Source organism: Lysinibacillus sp. CTST325 (genome assembly GCF_054665055.1).
Window position 1 is genome coordinate 670623 of record NZ_BAAFHO010000002.1, and the last position, 25801, is coordinate 696423.

21 protein-coding genes and 1 pseudogene are annotated in these 25801 nt (G+C 37.6%); 7 read left to right on the plus strand and 15 right to left on the minus strand.

What is annotated here, in order from left to right; all coding sequences use genetic code 11:
* Nucleotides 1-15: 15 nt before the first annotated feature.
* The 3 genes from ACYQ73_RS08920 to ACYQ73_RS08930 all read left to right on the plus strand — a co-directional run bounded on the left by ACYQ73_RS08920 (nt 16) and on the right by ACYQ73_RS08930 (nt 5270).
* Nucleotides 16-744, plus strand: coding sequence for an ABC transporter ATP-binding protein (locus ACYQ73_RS08920; RefSeq protein ID WP_460012323.1), 729 nt, complete (start codon nt 16-18; stop codon nt 742-744).
* Nucleotides 744-3248, plus strand: a complete 2505-nt coding sequence (locus ACYQ73_RS08925; protein ID WP_460012152.1) for an ABC transporter permease — start codon at nt 744-746, stop codon at nt 3246-3248. The genes ACYQ73_RS08920 and ACYQ73_RS08925 overlap by 1 nt, the downstream gene beginning before the upstream one ends.
* A 363-nt stretch (nt 3249-3611) precedes the next feature.
* Nucleotides 3612-5270, plus strand: coding sequence for a DUF6138 family protein (locus ACYQ73_RS08930; protein ID WP_460012153.1), 1659 nt, complete (start codon nt 3612-3614; stop codon nt 5268-5270).
* A gap of 157 nt (nt 5271-5427) precedes the next feature.
* Here ACYQ73_RS08930 and ACYQ73_RS08935 read toward each other — a convergent pair whose 3' ends face one another.
* The 9 genes and pseudogenes from ACYQ73_RS08935 to ACYQ73_RS08975 form a co-directional block, all read right to left on the minus strand.
* Nucleotides 5428-5952: a tubby C-terminal domain-like protein gene (locus ACYQ73_RS08935; protein WP_460012154.1), complete on the minus strand. Its 525-nt coding sequence runs from the start codon at nt 5950-5952 to the stop codon at nt 5428-5430.
* An 86-nt stretch (nt 5953-6038) separates the two neighbouring features.
* Nucleotides 6039-7145, minus strand: a complete 1107-nt coding sequence (locus ACYQ73_RS08940) for a DUF4179 domain-containing protein (RefSeq protein ID WP_460012155.1) — start codon at nt 7143-7145, stop codon at nt 6039-6041.
* Complete coding sequence (locus tag ACYQ73_RS08945) at nt 7129-7671, minus strand: sigma-70 family RNA polymerase sigma factor (RefSeq protein WP_460012156.1); 543 nt, start codon at nt 7669-7671, stop codon at nt 7129-7131. The genes ACYQ73_RS08940 and ACYQ73_RS08945 overlap by 17 nt, the downstream gene beginning before the upstream one ends.
* Nucleotides 7672-8315: 644 nt before the next feature.
* Nucleotides 8316-9032 (minus strand): toast rack family protein, encoded by a 717-nt coding sequence (locus tag ACYQ73_RS08950; RefSeq protein ID WP_460012157.1) that lies wholly within the window; start codon nt 9030-9032, stop codon nt 8316-8318.
* A gap of 177 nt (nt 9033-9209) precedes the next feature.
* On the minus strand, nt 9210-10094 hold the full coding sequence (locus tag ACYQ73_RS08955; RefSeq protein ID WP_460012158.1) for a hypothetical protein: 885 nt from the start codon (nt 10092-10094) through the stop codon (nt 9210-9212).
* The gene (locus ACYQ73_RS08960) at nt 10078-10611 is read right to left on the minus strand and encodes a sigma-70 family RNA polymerase sigma factor (protein ID WP_460012159.1); all 534 of its coding nucleotides are present in this window, start codon (nt 10609-10611) and stop codon (nt 10078-10080) included. Before ACYQ73_RS08960 ends, ACYQ73_RS08955 begins: the two co-directional genes overlap by 17 nt.
* Nucleotides 10612-10822: 211 nt before the next feature.
* Nucleotides 10823-11206 (minus strand): SRPBCC family protein, encoded by a 384-nt coding sequence (locus ACYQ73_RS08965; RefSeq protein ID WP_460012160.1) that lies wholly within the window; start codon nt 11204-11206, stop codon nt 10823-10825.
* Nucleotides 11207-11352: 146 nt separating this feature from the next.
* A pseudogene (locus ACYQ73_RS08970) lies at nt 11353-12149 on the minus strand (ABC transporter permease).
* A 46-nt stretch (nt 12150-12195) separates the two neighbouring features.
* Nucleotides 12196-13395 carry an MFS transporter gene (locus ACYQ73_RS08975; protein ID WP_460012161.1) on the minus strand — a complete coding sequence of 400 codons (1200 nt, stop codon included), beginning with the start codon at nt 13393-13395 and terminating at the stop codon, nt 12196-12198.
* Between the two features lie 133 nt (nt 13396-13528).
* Here ACYQ73_RS08975 and ACYQ73_RS08980 point away from each other — a divergent pair, with 133 nt between their 5' ends.
* Nucleotides 13529-14401, plus strand: a complete 873-nt coding sequence (locus ACYQ73_RS08980; protein ID WP_460012162.1) for a LysR substrate-binding domain-containing protein — start codon at nt 13529-13531, stop codon at nt 14399-14401.
* Nucleotides 14402-14526: 125 nt separating this feature from the next.
* Here the strand turns inward: ACYQ73_RS08980 and ACYQ73_RS08985 are convergent, their stop codons facing one another.
* Nucleotides 14527-15627, minus strand: a complete 1101-nt coding sequence (locus ACYQ73_RS08985) for a lactonase family protein (RefSeq protein WP_460012163.1) — start codon at nt 15625-15627, stop codon at nt 14527-14529.
* 338 nt (nt 15628-15965) lie between these two features.
* Between ACYQ73_RS08985 and ACYQ73_RS08990 the strand changes: the two genes are divergently transcribed.
* Entirely contained in the window at nt 15966-16514 is a 549-nt protein-coding gene (locus ACYQ73_RS08990; RefSeq protein ID WP_460012164.1) for a MarR family winged helix-turn-helix transcriptional regulator, read from the plus strand.
* Between the two features lie 93 nt (nt 16515-16607).
* Nucleotides 16608-17804: an MFS transporter gene (locus ACYQ73_RS08995; RefSeq protein WP_460012165.1), complete on the plus strand. Its 1197-nt coding sequence runs from the start codon at nt 16608-16610 to the stop codon at nt 17802-17804.
* Nucleotides 17805-18060: 256 nt separating this feature from the next.
* On the opposite strand, the gene ACYQ73_RS09000 is transcribed toward ACYQ73_RS08995, so the two are convergent.
* The 5 genes from ACYQ73_RS09000 to ACYQ73_RS09020 all read right to left on the minus strand — a co-directional run bounded on the left by ACYQ73_RS09000 (nt 18061) and on the right by ACYQ73_RS09020 (nt 24379).
* Complete coding sequence (locus ACYQ73_RS09000; RefSeq protein WP_460012166.1) at nt 18061-19053, minus strand: sensor histidine kinase; 993 nt, start codon at nt 19051-19053, stop codon at nt 18061-18063.
* Entirely contained in the window at nt 19050-19721 is a 672-nt protein-coding gene (locus ACYQ73_RS09005) for a response regulator transcription factor (RefSeq protein ID WP_460012167.1), read from the minus strand. The genes ACYQ73_RS09000 and ACYQ73_RS09005 overlap by 4 nt, the downstream gene beginning before the upstream one ends.
* The gene (locus ACYQ73_RS09010) at nt 19721-20710 is read right to left on the minus strand and encodes an alpha/beta fold hydrolase (RefSeq protein ID WP_460012168.1); all 990 of its coding nucleotides are present in this window, start codon (nt 20708-20710) and stop codon (nt 19721-19723) included. The genes ACYQ73_RS09005 and ACYQ73_RS09010 overlap by 1 nt, the downstream gene beginning before the upstream one ends.
* 127 nt (nt 20711-20837) lie before the next feature.
* Entirely contained in the window at nt 20838-22649 is a 1812-nt protein-coding gene (locus ACYQ73_RS09015; protein WP_460012169.1) for an ABC transporter ATP-binding protein, read from the minus strand.
* Complete coding sequence (locus ACYQ73_RS09020; protein WP_460012170.1) at nt 22646-24379, minus strand: ABC transporter ATP-binding protein; 1734 nt, start codon at nt 24377-24379, stop codon at nt 22646-22648. Before ACYQ73_RS09020 ends, ACYQ73_RS09015 begins: the two co-directional genes overlap by 4 nt.
* Before the next feature lie 310 nt (nt 24380-24689).
* Between ACYQ73_RS09020 and ACYQ73_RS09025 the strand changes: the two genes are divergently transcribed.
* Nucleotides 24690-25757, plus strand: coding sequence for a tetratricopeptide repeat protein (locus ACYQ73_RS09025; RefSeq protein ID WP_460012171.1), 1068 nt, complete (start codon nt 24690-24692; stop codon nt 25755-25757).
* Nucleotides 25758-25801: the final 44 nt, after the last annotated feature.

A 25801-nucleotide genomic window follows, 5' to 3' on the forward strand; every position in this document is an offset into this window, starting at 1 on the left:
TTACGCATCGAAGGGATGTCAAAAATCTTTCAACAAAAGCATCATACAGTCAATGCATTGAAAAATATCCATTGTACGATTTATCAAGGTGAAATGGTGGCCATTATGGGGACGAGTGGTTCTGGTAAAAGTACACTGCTCAATATGATTAGCGCCATCGATGAACCGACTGAAGGAGCGTTATTCTTATTTGGAAAGGAAGCGCATGATATTTATCAAGAGCCAAAAGCATCGAAATTCCGCAAAGAGAATATCGGCTTTATCTTCCAATCATTCCATCTGTTGAAGGATTTATCAGTTGAAGATAATATTGCGCTCCCTCTTATCCTCAATGATATACCGAGTAAAGAGATCAAAGTACGCGTACAGCAAATGATGCAAAAGCTTAATATAGCTGCATGGGCAAAGCATCGATCAAATGAGCTTTCTGGTGGTCAAAAGCAACGAGTGGCCATAGCCCGCGCTATTATTGCAAACCCACCAATATTGCTGGCAGATGAGCCGACGGGTGCATTGGATGTGAATACGACCGATGAAATTTTAGAGCTGTTAGTAGACTTGCAAAAAAATATGAGTCAAACCATGTTACTCGTGACACATGACCCTTATGTTGCGACTTATGCAAATCGTGTATTATTTTTCCATGATGGTGCTATTGTGGATTCCTATCAAAATACGCAAACAGCTGAGGATTTAGATTGTATTTTAGCGAAGTTCAAGCTGATTACTAGAGGTGATATGTAATGTTTACGATGCGTACCATTGCTCTGAAGCTATTTCGTGCAGCATGGGCCAATGTATTAACGAGTATTAGTATTATTACCATTTCCATTTGCCTTGTCATGACAATGAGTGTTTACATATGGAATGCCCATAGTCAAATGAAAGAAGACATACAAGCACAATTTGGAGAAATGGATTTAATGGTCGGCTATAACCCCGATCAAAATAGGTTGTTAACTTCACAGCAAATCGAAAATTTCGAAGCAATGCCTGGTGTTACAAAAGTTTCGAGTGTGTCACTAGCTCAAACAAATGTTGAAAATGAGAAAAATACATCATTTTATACAGTTGGTGTGGAAAACGACGACTTAGTGAAAAGCCGCTATCATTTTAATGTCGATCTTGACCCGAACGAAGTTGTGATTGCTGAAAATGTGGCACGTCTTTTCCACAAAGAGGTCGGCGATACGCTAAACGTTACTTTCAATAAAACGACTGGAGACTCTGATGAAGCAAATACAGGTAGCTTTACGATACAAGAAATCCTTCCACCTCTTAAAGGCACAGATAGTCCTAATTTTATCCTTATGCAAAATGATGTGTTGAAATCTTGGATGAATAATAGTAATGCACAAACAGCCGGTATGTTTGCACTCATTAAAACGGAAGATAATATGGCAACCTCAGTTGGTACAGATTTGAAACAACTTGATGAAACATTACGTGTAGATGTCATGAGTGACTATGATGAATTTAAGAGAAATTTACAAGCATTAATCATTTTTATGATTGTACTTTCATTCTTTATATTACTTATTTCAAGTGTTTTACTGCTATCAACGTTCCAGCTATTATTTTACAAAATTAAAGAACAGCTTATGGTTTTTCGTGCACTTGGCGCCTCTACCAAGCAAGTAGGACGCATTGTACAATTGCAATTATCTACAATCATTGGCGTTGGCGTATTGCTAGGGACGACGGTCAGTTTATTGATAATAAAAAGTTGGCTACCACAGCTCATTAGTTTGATGAAAATGCCAGATGCAAAAACTGATTTACCGATGATCTTTGTGTTGGTGATTGCTATTGTAAGTTTTTTATTGCTCCAGCTAATCACACAGTGGCAAGTTCATAAAAGCTCAAGTCTATTACCTTTACAAATCGCAACAGAGAATGAAAATTTAAGTTTACGATGGGCAAAATGGAAAACGATTGTTGTGAGTGGCGTTGCGTTCATGTCCCTATTCTTGTTTTTAAATGCTTATAAAGTCGGAAAGAATAGTGGACAAGGTGCACTTATGATTTTAATTGGTACATTACTTGTTAGTGGAATTTTCCTTTATATAATGCCATACCTCTTTACAGCACTATTCAAAATTACATTGAAGCCTATTCGTACTGTGCTCGGCAAAGAAGCATACTTAGCGTGTCAGCAGCTTATGCCACAGGTACGAAGAAATATGCCGATTATACTTAGCATTATCGGGTTAATGGTCATTTTAATATTTGGTAGCTCATTATTTAAATCTGCTCAGCAAAGCTCCTATGAGTATATTAACTCTCAATATGAAACATCGATTAAAATTGATAATGAATTAAATGACCCAACCATTACACCGGATCTAATAAAAGAAATTGAGGCATTGCCGAGCGTGGACTATGCCTATGCACGAAGTGAAGCACCTTGGATCGCGCTTGAAGGCGAAAATGGCTGGGAAGAAGGTAGTAACTTCCAGGCCATTGATGTTGAAAAATACGTCCAATTAAAAAAGCTTGATGCTGTTAATGGAGATTTGAAAAATGGAGTGATCATTACAGAAAGATTTGCTAGAAAACATCAATTAGCAGTTGGTGATCGTATAATGGCAGGGACATTTGATGAAATACTTCAACAAAATGTGCCAATTGGTGAATTGCTAGTAATTGATGTAGCTCTTGATTCTTATACTAAATATATGGATTTATTTGTGGATTGGTCTTCTTTTTTAGTATCTTCTGATTCAACTATCATTACAAACATAATGGTGGAAGCAGATGATACAGAGCAGGCATTAGCTGATCTCTCATACTTACAAGAGCGTTGGCCAGCTTTAAAAATTACTGATAAAGAGACATTTATCAAACAAAACGATGAAATGACCTTCCAGCGCTGGAGCCTTTTTGTTGGAGTCTTTGTTATTTTAATTTCTGCAACTTGTCTCGGCGTATTGCAAACACTGCTTCACTCCATTTACTCAAAACGTGCCGATTATGCGATTCAGCGGCTTATAGGTCTTTCACCACGAGGATTAATCAAGCTAATTTTGACGCAAGTGTTATCCTTTGTACTTTATGGGCTGGCTGTCGGGACATTTCTTGGACTTCTATTTACAAAATTAATGTTTACGATTGACGGAGGATCTTATGACTTCGTTACATTAGGTGTTACGAGTATCGTCTTTTTAGGCGCGACAATTATTGTCTTTACGCTACAAGGTTACTGGATTAGTCGTAAAAAATTAGCGAATGAAATGCTTGATATTTAAACGAAAGCAGCCCCTCTTAAGTAGCAGAGGGACTGTTTTTCATTTATCACTCAAATTTTTCAGTTTATCGCCTATTTTTCTGATTTATCACCCAACTTTTTCATTTTATCAGACACTTTTTTAAATTTATCGTTCAACTAAACAGAGTTTTATTAAAAATAGCTTTCTTAGAAATAAGCTATTTTTTAATGCTAATCCGACAATGAATGTGTGAACTTTTGTACTTAAACTAAGCGAACGAAGCAGATTAGTATAAAAGATGTTCGCTTCTTGTGTAAGATTATGTAAAATATATGTAGACTAATACAATTTTACTTATAAAACTAACTAAGCTAATAGAATAGTTATTAGGAGGAGATACCGTTGAATCAGGCTGTGGAAGCTTTTCTGAATAAGGTATGGAAGGAAATCACTACACTTTACGAACAAGAAAGCAAAAGAATCAATGAGTTTAAGGATCAAAGAACGTTGCAAGCTGGAGTGCACAACTACCTCCGGGTAGCGTGGAGAAAAGGCAAGTTTAACTGGTCTAAGGGGAAAATTTATATTGATTTCTCCAAATTATTATCCAGCTCGAACAAATTTGGAGCGGATACTTACATCATGGAGTTAACCGATGAACTTCTGACTGAGGAGTTCTTTCCTACCTTGTGCGGGCTTGTAGACGACCTGTTCCGCTCGGAAAAACTGGAACCCGATTTCTTTGATTACAAGTTTGAAGTTGTGTTTGAGTTTGAGTGGGAGAATTCGAAATTAACGCTTAACAAACAGCTATATAATGAGCCCAAGTTGATTCAACTCCAAAAGAGGCTGGATCATTTTATTCAAACAATGATTCTTACTGATCTACCTGTGTTACCTGTAGAGATTGACATTTTCTTTTTCGCCTTGCATTTGGTCAATCCTGATTTGATGAAACAGGAAGTGGAAGTAATTGATCCGTTAATTCGTCGTCTCTCCGACAAATTAGATAACGACCAAGAGCTCAAAAATGATTGGATCAGTCGGTATACTTATACGTTAAAAAAATGGGCGCTGGATTACTTTTTACTGCAGCATTTTACCCGATCCGGTCATTATGGAATGATTTGGACTTTGAAAGAGGTTCATCCTTCCGTAGATATCGGAGAGATGGATTTCTTTCTTTATGCAGCATTGCAGATTGGCTTCACAGAGCCAGATATTCGGCAAAAATATATGGAACTAGCAGTCCAATTGGGTTCCAAGGAGGCTGCTAATTATTTAAAAGAAGGCAGTGGAAAATTTGCTCGTACATATCGTGGAGAGCTGATAGAAGGCCGAAACAACGATATTACACAAACGATTGAAATCCGAATTCTCTCCGAAGAAGAACTTGCTTATAAAGAAGCGTTGGATTATATTATCGATCTTTTGAAACAAGAGTTTCCTAAAAGTTATCAACTAAAGTTAGAGAGTAGCCAAAAGAACTTCCTTCCCTTGGAGGAGCTGGCGAAGTCCGAGCTACATCAGTTTTTTGCAAATGCTCTTGGCTACCCTAATTTGTTCCCGAAGATTGCAGAATATATAGATACAGCTATGGAAGAGTTCGCGTGGTACGGGGACGTGGAGCCAAGCGAGGAATCGGTCATGCCGGGCACTTATGCAGTATTGGGCCTTGGCTTGTACAGCGAAGCTTATTTTCCGCTATTGTGCCGCTATATGGAACTTGTAGATACAGAGCATCAGTTAGCGCAAGATGGCTATGCGGAAGCATTTATTGAGGTGCATGGCGTAAAGGCAGAGCTTATGCCAGTAATTGTATCCATTTTACAGGGAGGAATTGATGAAGGCACGTTAGTCACCAATTTAACCATCGACACTCCTGAGCTAGCCGAGGCGCTATTCAAGGCGCTAAAAGGCAAAGAGCTTTATGAAAGCGAAATGGTACTGCACCGGATTTTTGGGAGCATAGAGGAACTTGAAGAGGCAGCCCGAGAGGCACAACCGTCATTAAAAGAAGGATTGGAGCAGCTGATGGCTCTTCAAATCGAAATGACTTGAGAGCTTTATCTTCTAATAAATTAAAAAGAGCATGTTTTGGAAAGAATAACCAAGACATGCTCTTTAGTTTTGTTCACAAATTATTAAAAAGATTTATCGTTTAACTATCGCCCATTTTTTTAGATTTATCGGACACTTTTTCAAATTTATCGCCATCTTACGCTCCTACAAACAGCACTGCCTGTCCGATCGCAATAAAAAAGGCTTCATGCTGTATTGGGCTGTTGTCTTCAATTTGTAAGGTGATGTCAAAATGAGTTTCACAAAAGACAGCCTGCCAGCGTGCAATTGGTTGATCCTCTAGCGAAAATTCGGACCAGTCCTCCATTTCCTTGTTCAGTTTTATTGTTTGGACCCCGTCTGAGATGATTAAATCAGGGATCATAATTTGCCAACCATCATAGGCAATCATATACTCTTTGCCTGTGACGAAATCCTTCCCTTTAAAATGCACTCGCCCACGACGCGACATCTTCTTACATGTGAAAAGAGGCTGACCAGTGACATCACTGACATCAAAACGTACAAAATAGCGATAGTCCATTGTGCGGTCAAATGCCTTTTTCAGTCCATTCGAATAAACACGTTGGACAGTCGACGAAACTTCCCCCGCTTCATTTAAAATTGATACTGTCTCTGTTGATTCAATGACCGCTGGTTGTTTGTATGTATAAATCTTCAATCCGTTCGCTCCTTCATTCAGTTGCTTTCTATAAACTAACATAAAATAAGCGCCAAATACAAAGGTTGTATTTGACGCCTGAATGTTTATTTATTTTGCTTAGGTAATTCTACTGTGAATGGTTGGAACTTCACTTCTTTTAGTGATGACTTATCGAATGGTATTTTTGTTTCTGCGCCATTCTTATCCATTTGTACACCGCCTCCGCCTGAAGGAAGCATTAAATATGGGGTAATCGTTAATTTTTGAACATCGTTTGAAATTGGGTCAAAGGACTTGACGCTACTAAAGTTCCATACACCATTATCGAAATGACCTTCTCCTCCACCAGAATGCGAAGTAATCTCCTTGCCATTCTGGTCGGTAATACGGAATTCTATAAACGATGCACCTACTTGTGAATTATCAATTGTCCCCTTTTCAGAAGCTTTATAGTCAAGTGCTATACCTGATGGGCTTAATGAAATTTTTGACACATCCAGTTGAATACCCTCTGCTTGTTGCTGATGGCTGACAGGAACATAAACAATATCCGTAATTTTTTTTACCGGCGCTTTGAATTCCCATTTTTCCCCTCCTTTACCTTCCAGCACTAAGCCCATTTCAAAGGAATCTGGCATGTTATCCTTTACATCAAATGTCGCGATACCTGTAAGAACTGTAGGACTTAAAACTTTTGTACCATAGGAACCAGAACTCGCCTCAGGATATTTACCATTTATCGTTAAATCAAGCCCTGACCCAAAGTATTCCATACTTAATTCCTTTTCAGAATCAATTGTAAATCCAACAGAAATATTAGATTCGTCATAAAGGACTTCGTCTATCGTTACAGAAATACCGTTAATTGTTTGTTTTTCTCCTATAGTGCTCGTTAGACCTAGTTCACTTGCTTGTTTTAGCCCAGGTAAGCCTGAGTTACTGAATACCGACCCGACAATTGGTAGTTGTGATAATGTACTTGCGAAAGTTGGTGATACATACGCGGCAGAACCTACCATAATACTAAATGCGGCTGCCGCACTTGCTACATATAATAATGGTTTACGTTTGCTTTTTCTTTTAATTTGTACAGGTGTTTGAGTCATATTTTTTTGCTCCTCTGCTTGTTTTATTCCATTGACAATCGCTGTTCGTACCTCATCTCTTGGGAATTCCGGAAGGGTACTGTTTTCATTAAATGGCTTTTTCATTGAACGTTGCACTCCTTTCTAATTCTCGTTTTAATTGTTTTTTTCCACGATGCAAATACGTTTTAATAGTGCTAACCGGCTTTTCCATTACTTCTGAAATTTCTTTAATCGGTAAATCATGATAATAAAATAAAATGATGGCCATTTGCTGAGAATGATTCAAAAGCTGTATAGCATCCGATAAATCGATTGGATTCGTCATAACATTTTCTTGCTTCTGTAAACGATTTAATAATTCACTTTCTTCATAAGGAATGATTTTCTGCCCTTTTTTTAGCAAACGATAGCATTCATGTATTAAAATCCGAAACAGCCATGTGGAGAAAAATTCCGGATGCTTTAGCTGATGCACAGTTAGATAGGCTTTACATGCTGCTTCTTGAATAGCATCCAATGCATCCTCTTTTTGGCCAACATAAGAAAGCGCGGTATAAAATAATTTTTCTTCCTCTAAAATGAGTAGCTGCTCAAACGCTTCCTTATTTCCTGCAATAGCCTGTTTAACGATCGATAAGTCATGTTCCATGCTGTTTCCTCCTTTCAATACTTAGAGTAATTAACCCAATCAAAAGGTTTCACTTTGTTAAAATTCTTTTTATAGATAAACTAAAATGGCCTAACGGGCGGTTGATTTCCGCTCCGGCTGGGCTCTTTCCTAGGGGCTTCCAATGAGCCGATTGGGCCAACACGATGTTGGTCACGAAGGCGTTATCACAGGATGTGATGTTTTTAGCCTTCGTTCCTCTGCCGGCTCGCTCCAGGATCTCGTCTGTAACGCTATGATTTGACCCCATGGAGTCTCCCAGCAATATACAATTGCATATGTAATAGAAATTTCTCCCCCAAATTTTGGTGATAAGCAAATATAGTGGTTCTTCTTCAAATGCGGGGGTGACGTTCAATCCGTCACTTTGGCTCTGCTATCGTGCATTTTATTTGTTCTATCCACGATTTTGACTCTTCTTTCCACGTTTGCTCTCTATCCACGTCTTAGGCTCTTCTATCCACGTTTGGCTCTCTATCCACGTTTTTGGCTCTTCTATCCACGTTTGGCTCTCTATCCACGACTTTGGCTCTTCTATCCACTACTTTTGTCAATCTATCCGTCACCTATGTTTTCTACAAAAAAAAGTAGCCTACTTCACTTAAAGTAGCCTACTAAATTTTTCATTATTTATCCAATTTGAAAGTAATGTCGCCTACTCCGATTTCTGAATTGACCTCTATTTTTACATCTGCTTTGTCATACGCTTCGTTTACATAAACCCCTTCTCCTTTAGAAATGAGGCCTTCAATATTTGATGTGCCGATGCCTTTTTCTGTCGTAAGCTTTACCCCAACCTTTGACGGTAAAGTGACAGTAGTGTCCCCAACACCTGTTTCAATATTCGTTTCGAAGCTTTTTTTCCAATCGCCACCTAAATTTACTTTAAGATCGCCAACACCCGTGTTAATATCTAATTTTTCCAGCTGTAACCCTTGTAAATCTAGTTCTGCATCCGACGCTCCCGTTTCGATTGAGAGATCCATTGGAATATCTTCATTTAGTTTAATATCCCATATATTTTTTATTTTCCCTAAACGCACGCTAGTTGAACCTTTATGGTCGATCGATATTTTTCCTGTCTGGCCACGTAAGTCATATTTTACTTTTGGAGCAAGTTTATCAATATTATATTGAGCAGTACCTTCAACCCAATCCTTAGCACCTTTTTCTACTGTTATTTCGCCAATTCCAAGTTGTAATTCAACATCTAACTTTTCTGCCTTATCCTTTTCGACTAAGATTGTTTCATCTTTAGTTTTACCTGGCATGACTGAGTTGCACCCCGATAGCGCAATTAATGAGGCGCCTATAACCAAACCAAGTCCCATAAATTTTTTCAATGTAATTTCCTCCCGCTATATAATATTCCAATAAATTCATTATATAGGAATTTTCATTTATAAAAACGACCCTCCGCTTTAAAATCTTCTAAGACCTAAGACGTAGTGAGTACTCCTCCCATGGATATGTCAAAAATAAAGCCCGTATGAAAACATCATATTCATACGGGGTAGCAGTTAATAGGTGAAAATACGTGAATCCTTATAAAGAATAGAAGTATTTCCTTCATGATCCAGTGCATGTATCACTAATTGAGAAGTATCTATTTTTGATTTTAGAGGCACTGATATTAATTGCGCATCATTCGAATCAACTGCTTTCTCAATACGCTCGGCACCAGTGTCTATTATTACTTTTTCAATATTATGATTGTTAAGTAATGGAATAACAAGATTGTGGATGTCTTTCAAATAAACAGAAACCATGGTATCTACTTCGCTCTGTATATAGTGATCCAATGCATAACCTTTTCCATCATGCTTGAAAATTACAATAATTCGAAAGCTATCCTTTGAAAAATAACCAATTCTATACTGACGAATCGTTATTGTATCATTCATTTTCACACCATCAGGGTTAAATGGTATCCACTTTATAGCATTATGAATGTCCGCTTCATTCTGTACGTAAACGCGATAGCCAATTCGTTCAGACATATTCCCTAAAATGGCGATAATAATGACGATACATAGTAGTACGCGCCAAAACCATTTTTTCATAAATGCTAATATCGCAAAAATAAATAAGAACACAGAACTCACTAATCCTACTACCATCCATGGTCGTGTTAAGACGCTATAGTCTTTCACCCTTCCAGACTTTTCTGGATAGAAATTTGAATCGATAACCGTCGACGTCGTTGATTGGATATCATGTTGGAAAAGCATCATCTTTAAGCCAATGATCAGACAAGCTGATACGACTACCGTTAGGATAATTGGCATTAACGCTGTTCGCTTCTTCGTTTTTTGATTGATTTTTTGAAACGTTTTCACGTGACTTTCATGAGAGAATTTGCCTTCCTTATACATTTCGTTGATGGCATTACGAATCTGATCCATATTCGAATCCCTCCTCCAATAGCGTGATACCAACCATTTGACGCGCTCTCCTTAATCGTGTTTTGACCGTATTTTCTGGTAGCTTAAGCAGTTCTGCCACGTCCTTTAAGGAAAACTCGGCAAAGTGAAATAGTAGTAGTACATCTTTGTATTTCGTCGGGAGTTTCTCAATCGATGCCACTAGCAATGCATCTACCTCTCCCATCAATACTTCTTTTTCAGGATTGTTGGAAAGGCTCTTTAATTTGCTCCAATAATCAATGACTTGTATTTTTTTATAACGCCAGCTTGAAAGATAACTATGACAATTGTTAATCGCAATTCGATATAAATATGTTTTGATGGAAGCTTCTTCACGAAATTGTTCCATTTTTTCATAGTATTTAACAAATGTGTCTTGTACCAAGTCCTCTGCCACTGTCCAATCTTGTACATATGTATAGCAAACTCGTAATAAATAGTCTCCGTACATTGTCATAGCTCTAGTTAAGTGAGCGTCCTTCTGTTCTTTTAACAATTTGCTCGCCCCCTCAAAAGCATTTACAGTTAGACTGATGAACAACGAAAAAGTTTCATGAAAAAAATCAATTACGCCTTGGCTTAATTGCGTCCGGATTTTGAATTGTGCGAGCACAATTCATTCCTTTCAAAATCCGTGACATCCGCCGGAGGCTTTATCTTCATTCACTGAATGAAGATAAATTTTTTCATGAAACTTACATTACATGTTAAAGAGTTTTATATCCCTCAACTAAAGCTTTTAAGTTAGTGAGAGAAGCCTCGTAGCCGCTCGTATTAAAAGTGACCGTGGTACCATTTTTTTCTTCCTCTAATACGATAGCGATCAGCGTTTCTTCTACACCTAAGTAAAAAGAAAACTCTCGATTTGGCGTTACATTTTTTATCGTTAACACCATCGGTAATTTTTCTGCAAGCTGATTTTGTTCATTCGGCATTATCGAGAAAATTATCTCTTCTCCAGCCTCTAATTTGGGGATTTCCCAAGTTGAATCAGGGGCGTACCATTGCACCAGCAGCTGTTCCTCTGTGACAGCCCGCCAAACTGTAGCAATACTTGCATCAATCCAAATCGAACTTTTTTCTTGATTCATCCTCGCATTCCTCCATTTGTCGAATATGTTCCTCTTCCTTTCATTTTATCCTATTATTGGAATCGACAACAGTTACAACTTCTGTTCTTTCTATGTAAAGCGTGTTTTGACAATTGCTTGTTCAAAACACACTCTTTAAGGGCTTTTTATGTTCTACGCATATAAGCCCGAACTGTTAGTGGCGCAAAAATGATGACAACAATTGCAGCTCCAATAAGTGAAGCTGACAAATCCCAACCTATTGCTCCCGAATTTGCAAGTTCTCTGACGGCAGTGACGAAATGTGAAATTGGATTAAATTTCACATTTCGTCACTGCAGGAAATTTGGCAAAGTTTCAGCTGGGACAAAAGTATTGAAAAAAAATGTCAGCGGAAACAGTACTAGCATGGAAATCCCCTGTACACTCGAAGCTGTACGTGCAATGACACCAAAGAAGGCAAAGATCCAGCTAATAGCCCAGGCACAGACAATAACTAAAAGCCCCGCAAGTACAACGTAACGTAACCTAATCCACCTTCTGGTCGATACCCCATGATATATCCCATAGTAAAAGTAAGTACAGTTGCAATTGTATAACGAATCGTATCCGCTAATAGGGCCCCTGCCAGCGGAGCAATGCGTGCGATCGGTAGTGATTTAAATCGATCAAACACCCCTTTATCCATATCTTCCCGTAATTGGACTCCTGTAACGATTGAGGTAGTGATGACCGTTTGCACGAGAATTCCTGGAATGATAACTGGCAAATAGTTTTGCACATTACCCGAAATGGCTCCCCCAAAAATGTAGGTGAACATAAGGGTGAAAATAATCGGCTGAAGCGTTACGTCAAACAATTGCTCAGGTGTACGGCGAATTTTTAATACGCCTCGATAGGCCATCGTTAACGAATTTCTTAAAGATTGATTGAAGCTCGGCTTCTTTAGCAATTGACTTTTCATACTCTTTCCCCCTCTACTTGCCCAGAGGAATTTGGGTTTATTATTACTACGATACTACAGCGTTTTTGTTTTGGGTCACCCTGTATAAATTCATTGCACCGAGAGCGACAAATATGGCTACAATGTCAAGCGCCAATTGATAGCTTGCAAAAAAAGTGACCATGAATCCAAATAACGACGGGGCGATCACAATAAATAACTGATTCAACGTCAAGGCTGCACTTACAGTTAGACCAACATAATGCGGATTCGATTGCTCTGTTACACAAGCGATAAACAGTGAATACCAACCAAGTGCTACGAATCCTAATACGAAACAACATAATAGCATCAACATTCTCGCATGTAGCATAAGTGGCAATATGACGATAAGAATAACTGCACTAGCCATTACGATTATTAATAAATATTCCCGCTTCTGCGCAAAAAATTGATCACTAATCCACGCAATGGCTACCCTGCCAATCATTCCACCGATTAATACAAGGCTTAAATATTGACCCGCCGCTGTTAAGGAATAACCTCCTTCTTGATGTAAATAACTCATAAAATGGGCAACGATGATCATTTGTAAAGTCATCATTACAATTCCAACAATATAGATTGGATATAAATCTTTATTATTTTTAATAGCTTGGAGCTTCTCTTTAAAAGTGACAGAGGTTGTAGCTACTGCTACGCGATTTTTAGGCTCCTGATAAATCAGTAAAAAAAGCAGTCCGCCAGCAATAGCTACTATGCCTTGCACAAGATGCACCGACGTTAGGCTATGATGATAGTACATATATGTGAGAATGGCTGATGCTAAAGCTCCACCGATTGGAATGCCTGTTTGTCGAATACCAATCGCTAGCCCACGATGTTTGTCTGGAAACCATTTCACAATTGCGGTGCTGCCTCCTGTTTGTGCACTTCCGTACCATACGCCCACGATTAATAATAAAAATAACAACACCGCATAATTATTGACCAACATGAGAAGCAGCGCTGAAAATCCTAATAAAATGGAGCCCCATCCGATAATTTGTTTTTCCCCTCTTTTATCCATTAAATAGCCGAACAGCATCATCGAAAAAATTGGCCCAATATTTACAGCAGAAACGATAAAACCCGTTTGAAACGATGATAAACCCCATTCAATTTGATAAAATGTGGCAATTGGCCCCATGCCGTACGTCACAAAAGTTGCCGCAGTTTGGGACAGTGTCGCTACTAATACGATGATCCATTTATAATATGTATTCATAATAATTCCTCCAATGCTGTTTCACTGATTCATTAACTTTACGTATTTGAGTTTACGCTTGCTTAATGAATGCGTAAAATAGAGGAAAATGATAGTAGCTATCAAAAAATTTAATAGGTGTGTGAACTACAACATGAACATAGAAGAAATAGCATTAAAAATCGAGATTTTAGAGAGGCAAAATCTTAGTAAATCCGCTGAAATTACGAATTATACGCAATCTGCCTTAACCTCTAAAGTGAAGAAAATGGAGGGAGAAATTGGTCAAGAGGTGTTTAAGCGCACACCGCAAGGCTTGAAGATTACGAATGTAGGGACACAATATTTAAAATTTCTAAAGCTAATTACAGAAGAGTACGATGAATTTTTACAAGGGATTGGTTCGGCACAAACGAATACGAAAATTAGCCTCGGCACTTCCCATACAACGATTAAAATTTATGGTGCATCCATTATGAATGCCTTACAGACAAATAATATTCCTTTAGATGTCGATTTCACTGTGGAATCTAGCACTTCCTTAAATGAAAAAATACATAATGCCGAAATGGATTGTGCACTGACGAGTAATCCTGTTAAACACTACCCTGATGTAAATTATGACTTGATTGCAACAGAAACATTTGAAGTCATTTCGAACAATTCTTATATTATTGATTTTAAGAAACGTTCACCTGTCACACTACTAGTATTAAGTAAAGGCTGTATGTATACACGGGCGATGGCAGAATGGTTAAAAAAGAATGAAGTTCCATTTACGATGAAGGAAATAAAATCGGTAAGTAGTATCCTTGATTTTTTACAAATAGACAATACGATTGCTGTGTTAAATACAAAACTAATTGACCTTTATAACTACTCCAACATTCACTATTACGATTTGCCGCAGTTAAATAAAGTGATAGAGACTGTCTTTATTTACAAGAAGAACGAGAGTCAACAATCGTCTATTTTTCAATTAAAACATGTGATTGAATCATTGTTGCTAGAAGACCCTATCGAATGAAGCTAGTTCGATAAGGTCTTTTAGCAATTTGTCGGAACAATTTTGTGTTTTATCGCCTAAGTTTCATCTATCACTGACCTTTTGTTATTTATCACCCAACTTTTTTAATTTATCCCCTAACTTACTCAAAGAACCGCTAATCCCTGCGAGCCAAAATAAGGGAGTTGCGTCCATGCAGCAACCTGCAATCTAACTAGACTTCCATCCTCTTGAATCGCAAAAACGGAGACTGTTCCCTGATTTCCGTTCAGGGTGTAAAAATGCCGCCCATCTTTACTCACTCCAACATCCATCGGTAGTCCTGGAGCTGTACCCTGCGGTGTACTAGTAATATGCCCTGCCACTGACAGTTCACCATTGGTATCGATTCGATAGGTGGAAATAGTGCCGCTTAATGTATTTGTTATGAAGGCAAAACGTTCATCTCTTGTTGTGATTACCCAGCATGCAGTTTTATATCCGTTTGGTACGGAGCCACTAATCACATGGAGAGCCCCATCGTTGTTCATTGAATAGGATGACAGGGCATTTGAACTTGCTTCAGTAACTAAGAGGATTCCAGTGGATAGAAAATAGGCACCCAATGGCCCATCACCATAAGAATCATTAACGATTGGTTCTGAAACTGTACCATTTTGATTGACGTTGAAAACGCTAAGACGGTTTGTAGTAAACTCGGTTACTAGAAGCTTACTTCCATCACGTGTGAAAAGAACCTGAGCGGGCTCGGCATTAAAAGTGCTGAGAGAACGTGAGGAGCCAGCAATAGGAGTAAGGCGCCCGTGTTCATCTATGCGAAAACCCATGATGTTAGATGCAAAATTATTTGCGGCATACCCTACATTGGCTACATAGACAAGATCACCAAATACATCAACACTATTCGGCTGAGCACCTCCCGATGGCTTCACGTCAACGAGAACAGGCACACCACTGTCACTAATGTTAAAACTGCTGATACTATGGCTGCCTGCGTTCACTGCGAGAAGAAAACGACTATCACGGGATAAGGTTAATGCTCCTTGTGACGTCAGAGGATCGACACCGTTGTTTGGGGTTGCCGCAGAAACTTTCCTTATGCCAGTACCCCTCCCATTAGTCGGGTAGGCACCCGCGAAGGTGAGCATTCCATTCATGTCCCTGTGAAAAGCAATAACTTGATTCATGACTTCATTATTCGTCATCATGTAAACCATGCTTACACTTGCAGGGGAATATTTGTTCATGAAAACTTCCTCCTTTTATAGCTTTATATGGTTCTTTTACGTTTTTGATTCCCTGTTTTTTATTTAGGCTGTTTTCTAAAAGATTGTTGTTATTCAACTAACGGTGTAGGTTAGTCCAATAAGGAATTCAATTTTTATAACGAATTTAATATAGTTTCGCTGAACTGTATCATAAATAAGTGAGGTTTATTTGAAATATAGGAAAGCACCGTTCTAGATTAATGCTTGTTGTGTTGCTTTTAGATTAAAGAAATTTATGGTAATAATACTTCTTGCATCAATTTAGATTTATAGTTAGAATGGTAGATAGTTAGATACTCTAATTAAAAGGTGATTAAATGACAAAATTTAAAAAAATGTTCACTAATGAAGATGACTTACCAGTATTAGGCGTAGAGCCGTATATTGAGCTGATTCAAACGTCTTCTTTGGGTAATACGGATCAAGAAGATGCAAAATTAGGATTAATGTTGTTGTGGTTAAGTGACTACGTTTTAGATGTAATGGATATTGAGCTGGCTCCTTTCGGAATTACAGAAAGTAAATTAGACTTACTAATATTACTTACACTACATGGTGAAAGACGAGCGACTCCTTCTGCTATAGCTGAACGATTAGGGATTACGAGGGCATCGGCAACTTCAATGATAGATTGGTTAGAAAAGAGAAATCTTGTCGTAAGGAATCATAGTAAAGAAGATCGTAGGAAAATTTATGTGAGTTTAACTCATGAAGGTCGTAGTTTTGTTGCTGAGATTTTGCCAACTTATTGGTCGTCTTGTGCTTCTAACATGATTGATTTGGAACCCGATGAACGAAAAGTCTTTGAGAAGCTGGTTAATAAATTATTAATATCTATACAAAGAAGACTTGAGGTGAAACGTTAAACTGTAGCTTCGTTGATGCAGTTTAATTTTTTAAATCATTTAATTAGATTATCTAACTATAAGTCAATCAAATTAAAAAGGGTGATTTATTGTATGAACAAAGCAATTACAGGAAACCAAGTGAATTATTCTCTGATGACAATTATTTTATCTTGGTCAGGGATGGTAGTTATGTCTAGTTTATATTTAACAATACCTCTTATTAGTCTTTTCAGTGATTATTTTCATATTTCATTGTCCAAAGCAGGCATCACTTCAAGTATTTTTTCACTTGGTTTTGCTACAGGGTGTTTTTTCTATGGAGCTATATCAGAAAAATATGGACGAAAAAATGTGATTGTAATGGGACTTTTTTCATTAAGTATTATAACCTTGTTACTAGGAATGGTTACTGATTTTTCTTTAATTCTACTACTAAGAGGGTTACAGGGACTTGCGGCGGCTACCTTTTCACCAGTAGCACTTGCATATACTCTTGAGGTATTTCCAAATGATAAAAAAGTAGGAGCAGTTGGTTTTATAAGCACAGGGTTTCTTGTAGCTGGGATTGTAGGTCAGGTATTTAGCGGATATGTTAGTGAACATACTCATTGGCATGTAATATTTTATGTTCTTTCTATAGTATATATTTTTACTGCCTTCCTAGTATCGTGGTTTATACCAAAAGGAGTGACTCATAACCAAACCAAAAATATATGGGAGCCTATGAAAAAGATTCGTACTATTTTTACCAATGGAAATTTAATATTCAGTTATATGATTGCATTCGTTCTATTAATGTCTTTTGTCAGTATGTACATTATTCTGGGTGAGTACCTTACAAGTGCTTCTTTTGGGATGAGTAGTCAGAAACTAATTTACATTCGATCTTTTGGTATTTTAGGAATGATAACGTCACCTTTTGCAGGAAAATTAGCAAAACGATTCAATGTGTTGTTTGTACTTAAAGTTGCCTTGACTCTTTCGATTATCGCACTAATCATGATGAGCGTTATTTCAAACATAATTGGTTTAACCATGATTAGTGTCATATTTGTTAGTGGCATTGCCCTTGCTGTACCTTCATTAGTGACACTTGTTGGTCAATTAGGCTGGAAAATGGGTGGCATTGCAATCTCTATGTATACGGTTATTTTATTTGCTGGAACAAGTGTTGCTCCCATTATATCTGTTTACTTTATGAAAACTGGTAGCTTTACATTAGCATTCATTCTTCTTGCTACAACACTTAGTATCGGATTAGTTTCTGCAATAATGATAAAAATGCAAACTAAGAAAATCCTAAATTGATTATTGAAGGACTATCAGCATTAAAAAGCATCTTCTCAAATTTTAGAGCGATGCTTTTTTAGTAATTGTTCCATATAGCTTGATTTCATTGTTGATGATAATGGTCGTGTTTTAGTGTATGAAAAAGATATGGATACAGCCTTATTTTAAAACAACAATGGGCATTAAAACAGCTGTTCATTTGTTGACCTGCAGCAACACCTAGCTTTTTTCGATGTAATAAAAAAACAACGGCAAAGTGAAAAAGCCGTTGTTTTTAGGTTGTAATAGAAAAACAAAAAGATGTCCCTTCATCATTTGAATGTAATGCATAAGTTACTTGAAGAATTCTAGCGATGTCATCAACGATCTTCAAACCAAGACCCCCACTTACACGATTTTGTTCAAAGCCAATACCGTTATCCATCATGAAAATCTGATTATCTTTCATTGTTATTTCGAGCTTTGTTGCTTTTGAATGTTTCAAAGTGTTTTGGAACACATTATCGAACATTCGTTGTAGCCATAGCTCATTACTTTCCCATGTTACATTTGTATTCTCTGAATGATAGATTAGTTCGATATTATGCATTCTATATAAATAGCTCCACTTTTTTATCATCGTTTCTAACAATATCGTGAGTTGCACTTCCTCCGTCACGATATAAGAATTCTCCATTGTGTCTAAGGACTGCAAATTAAATTCATTCGTTAAGCTAGAGATATATTGAATTTGCTCATTCAAGGATTCCAGCAATTTTGGTTGTTCCTTAAAGTAATCTTCTAGATAAAATAATTGTAAACGGATCGCAGTTAACGGTGTATTAATGTCGTGCCTTAGCTTTTGTAGTAGCTCTTTTTGTAGCTCTTGCTGTTGTTTAAGCTCTAATTCTCGATAAGTAGTTCGCTCAATTAGTATATTCACCGACTGAATCAGCTGTCCAAGTTCATCCTCACTTCCAACCTCTAATGTACTCGGTGTACTTTCATGACTCGCTAAATCACGAATCGTTTTGTTTAGCATATTAATTTTCGTCAGTAATGAATTGATTGATTTCGAAAATAAAAATGCTAGCAAACATAAAGATAGGAAGAACACAATAAGCATCGTTGGATAGGCGAAAGATTCATGGAATGGAGTGCCTTTATTTCTAGTTTTAAAAGCGAATTCATATATAATAGACATCGACACACTGATCCCTAACAAGACGATTGGAACACTGACTATAGCGGTAAATAATAATAATCGATATTTTGTTTTTAATGTCATTTCTTTATGTAGGTATTTAACCGATACCCTTCTCCGTAAATATTTTGTAGGATGATACCTGATGAATCATTCATTTTTGTTCTAATCTTTTTGATGTGAACATTGATGATATTTTGATTTCGATCTTCAAGCGGCCATAAATAGTCAAAAAAGTGATCCTTCGTTAACACCCTATCCTTGTTGTCATATAAATAAAAAAAGATTTTACGTTCGATGGCTGTTAATGAAATTTCATCATGTATATTATTTTTAAATAATTTACGATGCTCTGTATCAATCAATAGATGCTGGATTTGCGAGAAAGTTCCATATTGCTGCTCTAGCATTTTCTGCATTCTTAAAAGGAGCTCTCTCGGATCAAATGGTTTTGTCATATAGTCTTCACCAACAGTTAACCCTTGAAGCTTGCTCTCTATATCATTACGAGCTGAAAGAAAAATAATGGGGATATTTAAGCCTAAGCTTTTAATGTTCTTTGTCAGCTGATAGCCATCTTCCCCTGGAAGCATAATGTCCATGATGATTAAATCGATTTGATGAATAAGATCCATAATTTCTCGTCCATCCGTTTTCCATACAACGTCGTAACCTTCACGTTGTAGTATTTTTTGCATCAAATCGCCAATCATTTGGTCGTCTTCTACTATTAAAATCGTAAATCCTTTCATTACCTCGACCTTTCTTTGCTACCAACTTTTGTCTTCATAAATTCTATCGCAAGATTATAAATTTCTTCAGGTTTATATAAATAAATACTATGCGTACCGATAAATTCTTTCACTTCCGCTATGTTAATTTGCTCGGCGAATTCTACATATTTCTGGCGATGGTACTTCGTAAATTCCGAATTTTTATTTTGTTCAGCAATAGCATCTATTAATAATATCGGTGTGTCTTTTGGTTTCGGAAGCTCTTCTGATTTTAAACTATTTTCGTACACATGTAGTAGCTCATTTTTCATATCATTATTAAAAACTTGTTTATAGGATAATGCTTTATACATTTCTTTTTCTTCCTCCGTTAAAAACGATTGCTTTATTACTTCTGGATTATACACTTGCGAAGGTGTTAAACGATGTACGCCCAATTTCGTTAGCAAATTCATTCCCCTAACAGTCCATACATCGACTGCTCCCATTTCATGTTCCACATATTGACTTGGTAAACCTATATCAAGCGCAATAATCCCCTTAATTTCTTCAGGATATTTTTGTGCCCAATAAATCGCTTCAACTCCTGAAATGGAATGTGGTACTAATATATAAGGAGGCTTATTGCCACTTTTCAGGAGCGCTTCTCGCGTCTGTCCTAATATTGTATCAATATCTCGATCGTCCTTCGAGACATCGCTATAGCCATATCCCGCTCTTTCAATAACAGCAATCTTATGTTCTCGAGAAAATTTACTGTACAGTCCTTTCATTTCATAAATGGGTGCCGCAACTCCTGAACCTGCCATAAACACATAAGTGTCCTGACCATCCCCCTCAGTGTAAACATTGATTTTTTGATGATCGACCTCGACAAGTGTTCCGTAAGTATCTAAAAGATTGGATTCCTTACTAAGCTGATATCGATGATAGCTGAATATCGCCACTAGTCCAATAAGCATGAACGCGATAAAGTAGATGACTATTTTTTTAAACATTGTTTTCATAAATTTCCCCTCTCATTTGATAATGAAAAGGATAAACAATAAAAATAAATTTCCCATAAATTTTTTGCAGAAAATAAAAAAACTGTCTATTAAGTTTTTACAACCTTAATAGACAGCCTTCTATATGTTATTCCACTTGCTCCAGCAAAAGTTTTTGCTGGAGATTACTATAAATACCTTGTTTTTGCATGAGCTGCTCGTGATTGCCCTGCTCAACAACTTCACCTTGTTGAATAACAAGAATTTGGTCAGCATTTTCGATTGTTTTTAAGCGATGCGCGATGACAAAGCTTGTACGTCCCTGCATTAAATGCTGTAAACCTTTTTGAATATCGACCTCTGTTTGCGTATCCACACTGGATGTAGCTTCATCTAAAATCAAAATATCCGAATTTTCTAAAATTTCCCGGGCAATAGCTAATAATTGGCGCTGACCTTGACTTAAGTTCGCCCCACCTGCCTGTACAGATGTATCATATTGTGCTGGTAAATATTTAATAAAATTATGGGCATTCGCGATTTTCGCCGCTTCTTCCACCTCTTTATCTGTCGCATCCAGTTTACCGAAACGAATATTTTCACGAATCGTTCCGGAAAATAAATACGTATCCTGCAATACAACACCCACTCGTTGACGGATCGTTGCCATTTTATAATCCTCAATATTATGACCATCAATCAAAATTTCACCCGCATCGACATCATAAAAACGAGTTAACAAATTGATCATCGTTGTTTTCCCTGATCCGGTTGGGCCGACAAGTGCAATCGTTTCACCCGCTTTGGCATGGAAGCTAATATTTTTCAGTACTGGCTTCTCTGGCACATAGCTGAAAGACACATGTTGAAATGACACATCCCCTTTTAAACTTTGACAATCAATGGCATGCTTTTTATCTGCTACTTCCGATGGTTCATCTAAAATTTCGAAGACTCGTTCTGCCCCAGCAATCGCCGACTGGAATGTATTCAAAAGGTTAGATAGCTGATTCAGCGGACGGAAAAATTGACGTGTATACGTGACAAATGCGGCGATAACCCCAATTGAAACGATTCCTTTTACCGATAAAAATGCCCCTGTGCCAATAACAACAGCTAAACCTAAGTTATTCATAAAGTTATTAATGGGGCCTAGGAGACCAGAAGTGATTTCTGCTCGCTGTGCTGAATTACGAAGATTTTCATTCTGTTTATGGAACGTCTCAATTGTTTGTTGTTCTGTCCCAAAAAGCGTCACAACTTCCGCCCCCGTAATCATCTCCTCAATAGTTCCGTTCAGCTTCCCTAAATCACGTTGACGCGCTGCATAGTTTTTACTACTACGTTTGACAATTTGCTTCGTCGTAAAAACAATGAGTGGAATAATGATCAGCGTCACGATTGCTAACTGCCAGCTAAGCGAAAACATAGCAACACTAACACCGATGACCGTTAGGACCGACGATACGATTTGTGTCACACTTTGTGCGAGTGCCGTATTTAAATTATCAATATCATTCGTTACACGGCTCATTAAATCACCGAGCGCTCGCTGATCGAAAAATCTCAGTGTTAATGTTTGTAGCTTTTTAAATAGTTCCAGTCGCAATGTTCGAATAGTTTTCATCGCTACATGAATCATGACATATGTTTGTAACCAAGTAAAAATAGATGCTGCTGTATAGATAACTGCTAGCACAACACCTAGACGAATTGTACCAGCAATGTCCTTTTTCATAATATATTCATCAACGATATGTCCAATTAAGTACGGCCCTGCTAAGCTTAAAAATGTAGAAGCTACTACAAAAAAGATAGAAAAATAAAGGCCTATTTTTTGTTGCTTCACATATTGCCACACACGACTAATCGTTGATTTTTGATTTTTAGCCTTCTCAGCTGGCCCAGCTATACGTGGCCCACGCCCAAAATTCATTTGCTTTGGTTGACTTTTACTCATTGTTGTACACCAGCCTTTTGCTGTGAAGCGTATATTGCTTGGTAGGGTTTATTATTCCGCAATAATTGTTGATGTGTACCTTGACCAACAATTTCGCCATCCTCTACTACTAGAATCAGGTCCGCCTGTTGAATAGAAGTAATTTTAGACGCGACGATAAACGTCGTTGTGTCTTGATATTCATTGCTTATAGCTTGCTGGACATGTTTTTCAGAAGCACTATCAAGAGCAGATGTTGTATCATCCAACACTAAAATGGCAGGTTGTCTTACGAGTGCACGCGTTAACGCTAATCGCTGCTTTTGACCGCCAGAGAGATTAGTTGCCCCCTGTGAAAGTTCATATGCTAAGCCTTTATCCAACCGGTCCACAAATTCAGTGGCACATGCTGCATCTAAAGCTTGCTGAACTTCCTCTGACGTTGCATCCTCTTTGCCAAGCCGTATATTATTGTCAATTGCACCTGAGAACAGTAATGCTTTTTGAGAGGTAAAGCCGATATGTTTACGTAAAGTAGATAATGCATAATCTTTTAGGGGTTTTCCATCCAAGCGTATTTCTCCACTCGTTGGGTCAAATAAACGTGGTAATAGCTTCACTAATGTTGATTTTCCACTGCCCGTCTTTCCGATTAGACCTACCGTTTGTCCCGGCTTTACTGAAAATGTAATATTTTTTAGCACATCCTCCGCCGATTCATAATAACGAAAGCTCACATTGTGAAAGTCAATCGCCCCTTGAATTGGCGATGTAAGTGGATTTTCTGCTTCCTTTACCGCTACTTCTTTATTTAAAACATCCACGATACGTTCTCCTGAAGGAATAGCTCGTGCAATTTGCATTAGCACCATACTAGAAGTCATTAATCCATTTAAAATAATTGTTAAATAGTTAATAAATGCGAGAATGACTCCAACCTGTAATGTACCGGCTTCTACTTTAATAGCACCAAGCCAAAGCGCTGCGACAATTCCTAGATTGACAACGAACATCGTAAACGGCACAAGTACGCCAACAATTTGCTCGGCTGTAATAAAGCGCTTCGTTAACGTATCATTAAGCCCACTGAATTGGTCAATCTGTTGCGTTTCACGACGGAATGCCTTGACGACACGAATCCCCGCTAAATTTTCCTGAAGCTTCGTATTAACACCATCAATTGCCTCCTGCACTCTACGGTATAGCACACCTGAGTACTTTGTGAAAAAGTACATCGCAATAATTAATAGCGGCACGATAATAAGTAGGATCGAAAATAGCTCACGTGCCGTCACAAACACAATAATGACCGCTCCAATAAATAATAGAGGACCACGCACAAAAATACGCAATGTCATCATAAACGCACGCTGAACACTTTCCACATCATTCGTTAAAATCGTAATAAGCTTCCCTGTTGTAAAAGCGTCACGTTCCTTGGCCGAATACGTCATCATTTTTTCATACAGTGATTGCCGAACATCCGATGCAAAATGAATTGCTGCCTTTGAGCTATAATAAGAGCATCCAATCCCACCAACAAGTCCACATACCGCACTTATTAGCATCCAGACGAGCATTTTCAGCACATATGGATTGTCGCCATTAGCAATACCGGTATCAATCATATGCTGCATAATAGTCGGCTGAAGTAAATCCATCGTTACCTCTAGTACCATTAATAATGGCGCAATCAAGGTAAAAAATTTATAGGGCCCTAAAAACCCTCCTAACTGTTTAATTGCCTGCATTCTTCGTCTCCGTTCTTTTCTTTCACATTCAATCTTAATTATAACTGAAAATCATTCTCAAATGGTAATTAATTTTTCGTGTCTCGTAATATTCGGAACACGTTTAATCATGTAAATGAACTTTTAATTGAAACAAAAGGAGGCTTTATCCTACTTTTCCAGAATAATAATAAGGGGTGATTAATTGGCTCATCACCATGGCTTGGGGTTGCATTCCGTTCCGACTGAGGACGTCCATTTCCCCACTGCAATCAATTATCTCTAACTTTTGGTATGAGCCCTTACATTAATGCAGAGACGAGGATGAATCATGGAAAACACTATACATAGAGCATTACAACTACGAAGCCAAGGAAAACTACAAGAATCGAAAGAAATGTTTTTGACATTATTATCAAATGATCCTCTCAATCCTTCCCTCCACTTTCAATGCGCACGCAGCTTTGATATTTTAGCTGAGGAAACAAAGGCAATGCCATTTTATGAGAAGGCCATTGAATTAGGCTTAACAGATGACGAACTAGAGGACGCATTTATCAAATTAGGCTGCATTTATCGAACGCACGAACGCTTTTTAGAGGCGAAAAGGCTATACCAAGAAGCGATGAGTAAATTTCCGAAAAAAGAACAAATGAAAATATTTTACGCGATGGCATTATATAACTTAGGAGAACATGCTGAAGCAATGGGTTTCTTAATAAATAACATCGCTTATACGACAACTGATCAAGATATATTAAAGTACTATCGAACAATTACTTATTTAGGTCATCGATTAGATTCTAGTAGCGATGAAATTATCCCACTTGATAAAAATCAACCATTGCATACAGAACCTTCTACAAAATCTATCGTAGAAAAAGTAACAGAGGGTCTTAAAGGTTTTGGTATTGGAGGTTTTTATACTAGTAGCGGTTTTGAATATGATGAATATTATCGCTTTTTTAATGATCGAGATTTAGCAACACGGAGATGTGCCATTACCGCTTTTACAGTAATGCTCGGTGCATGGCATGCTCTCAGTGGTTTTACCTTTATCCCACAGCAAGACCGAAAATATTCAGGTGGCTATGATCCAAATGAACCGTATCATGAATTGAATAATTACATTGAAGCCTTCGTTGCTCATCATCAACATATAAAACAAGATTTCCCTGTGATGTTTAAATATATTATTGAATTTTTAATTTCTATTGAAGAAGGAAGAAAAGTACCGTATGAAAAATGGTTTCCAGAATTAGATGCTCATCTCGTTCAACGATTGAGAGATGAAGTATTACTTCCCAATAAATCACTTTTAGAAGTCCCTACTGAATACAAATACTTTTTAAGAGAAGCTGGTATTCCACCATTTTTCAAAGACGATTTTTTTGAATAACTAGAGAAAAGCCATGTTAGCATTCTACACGCAACATGGCTGTT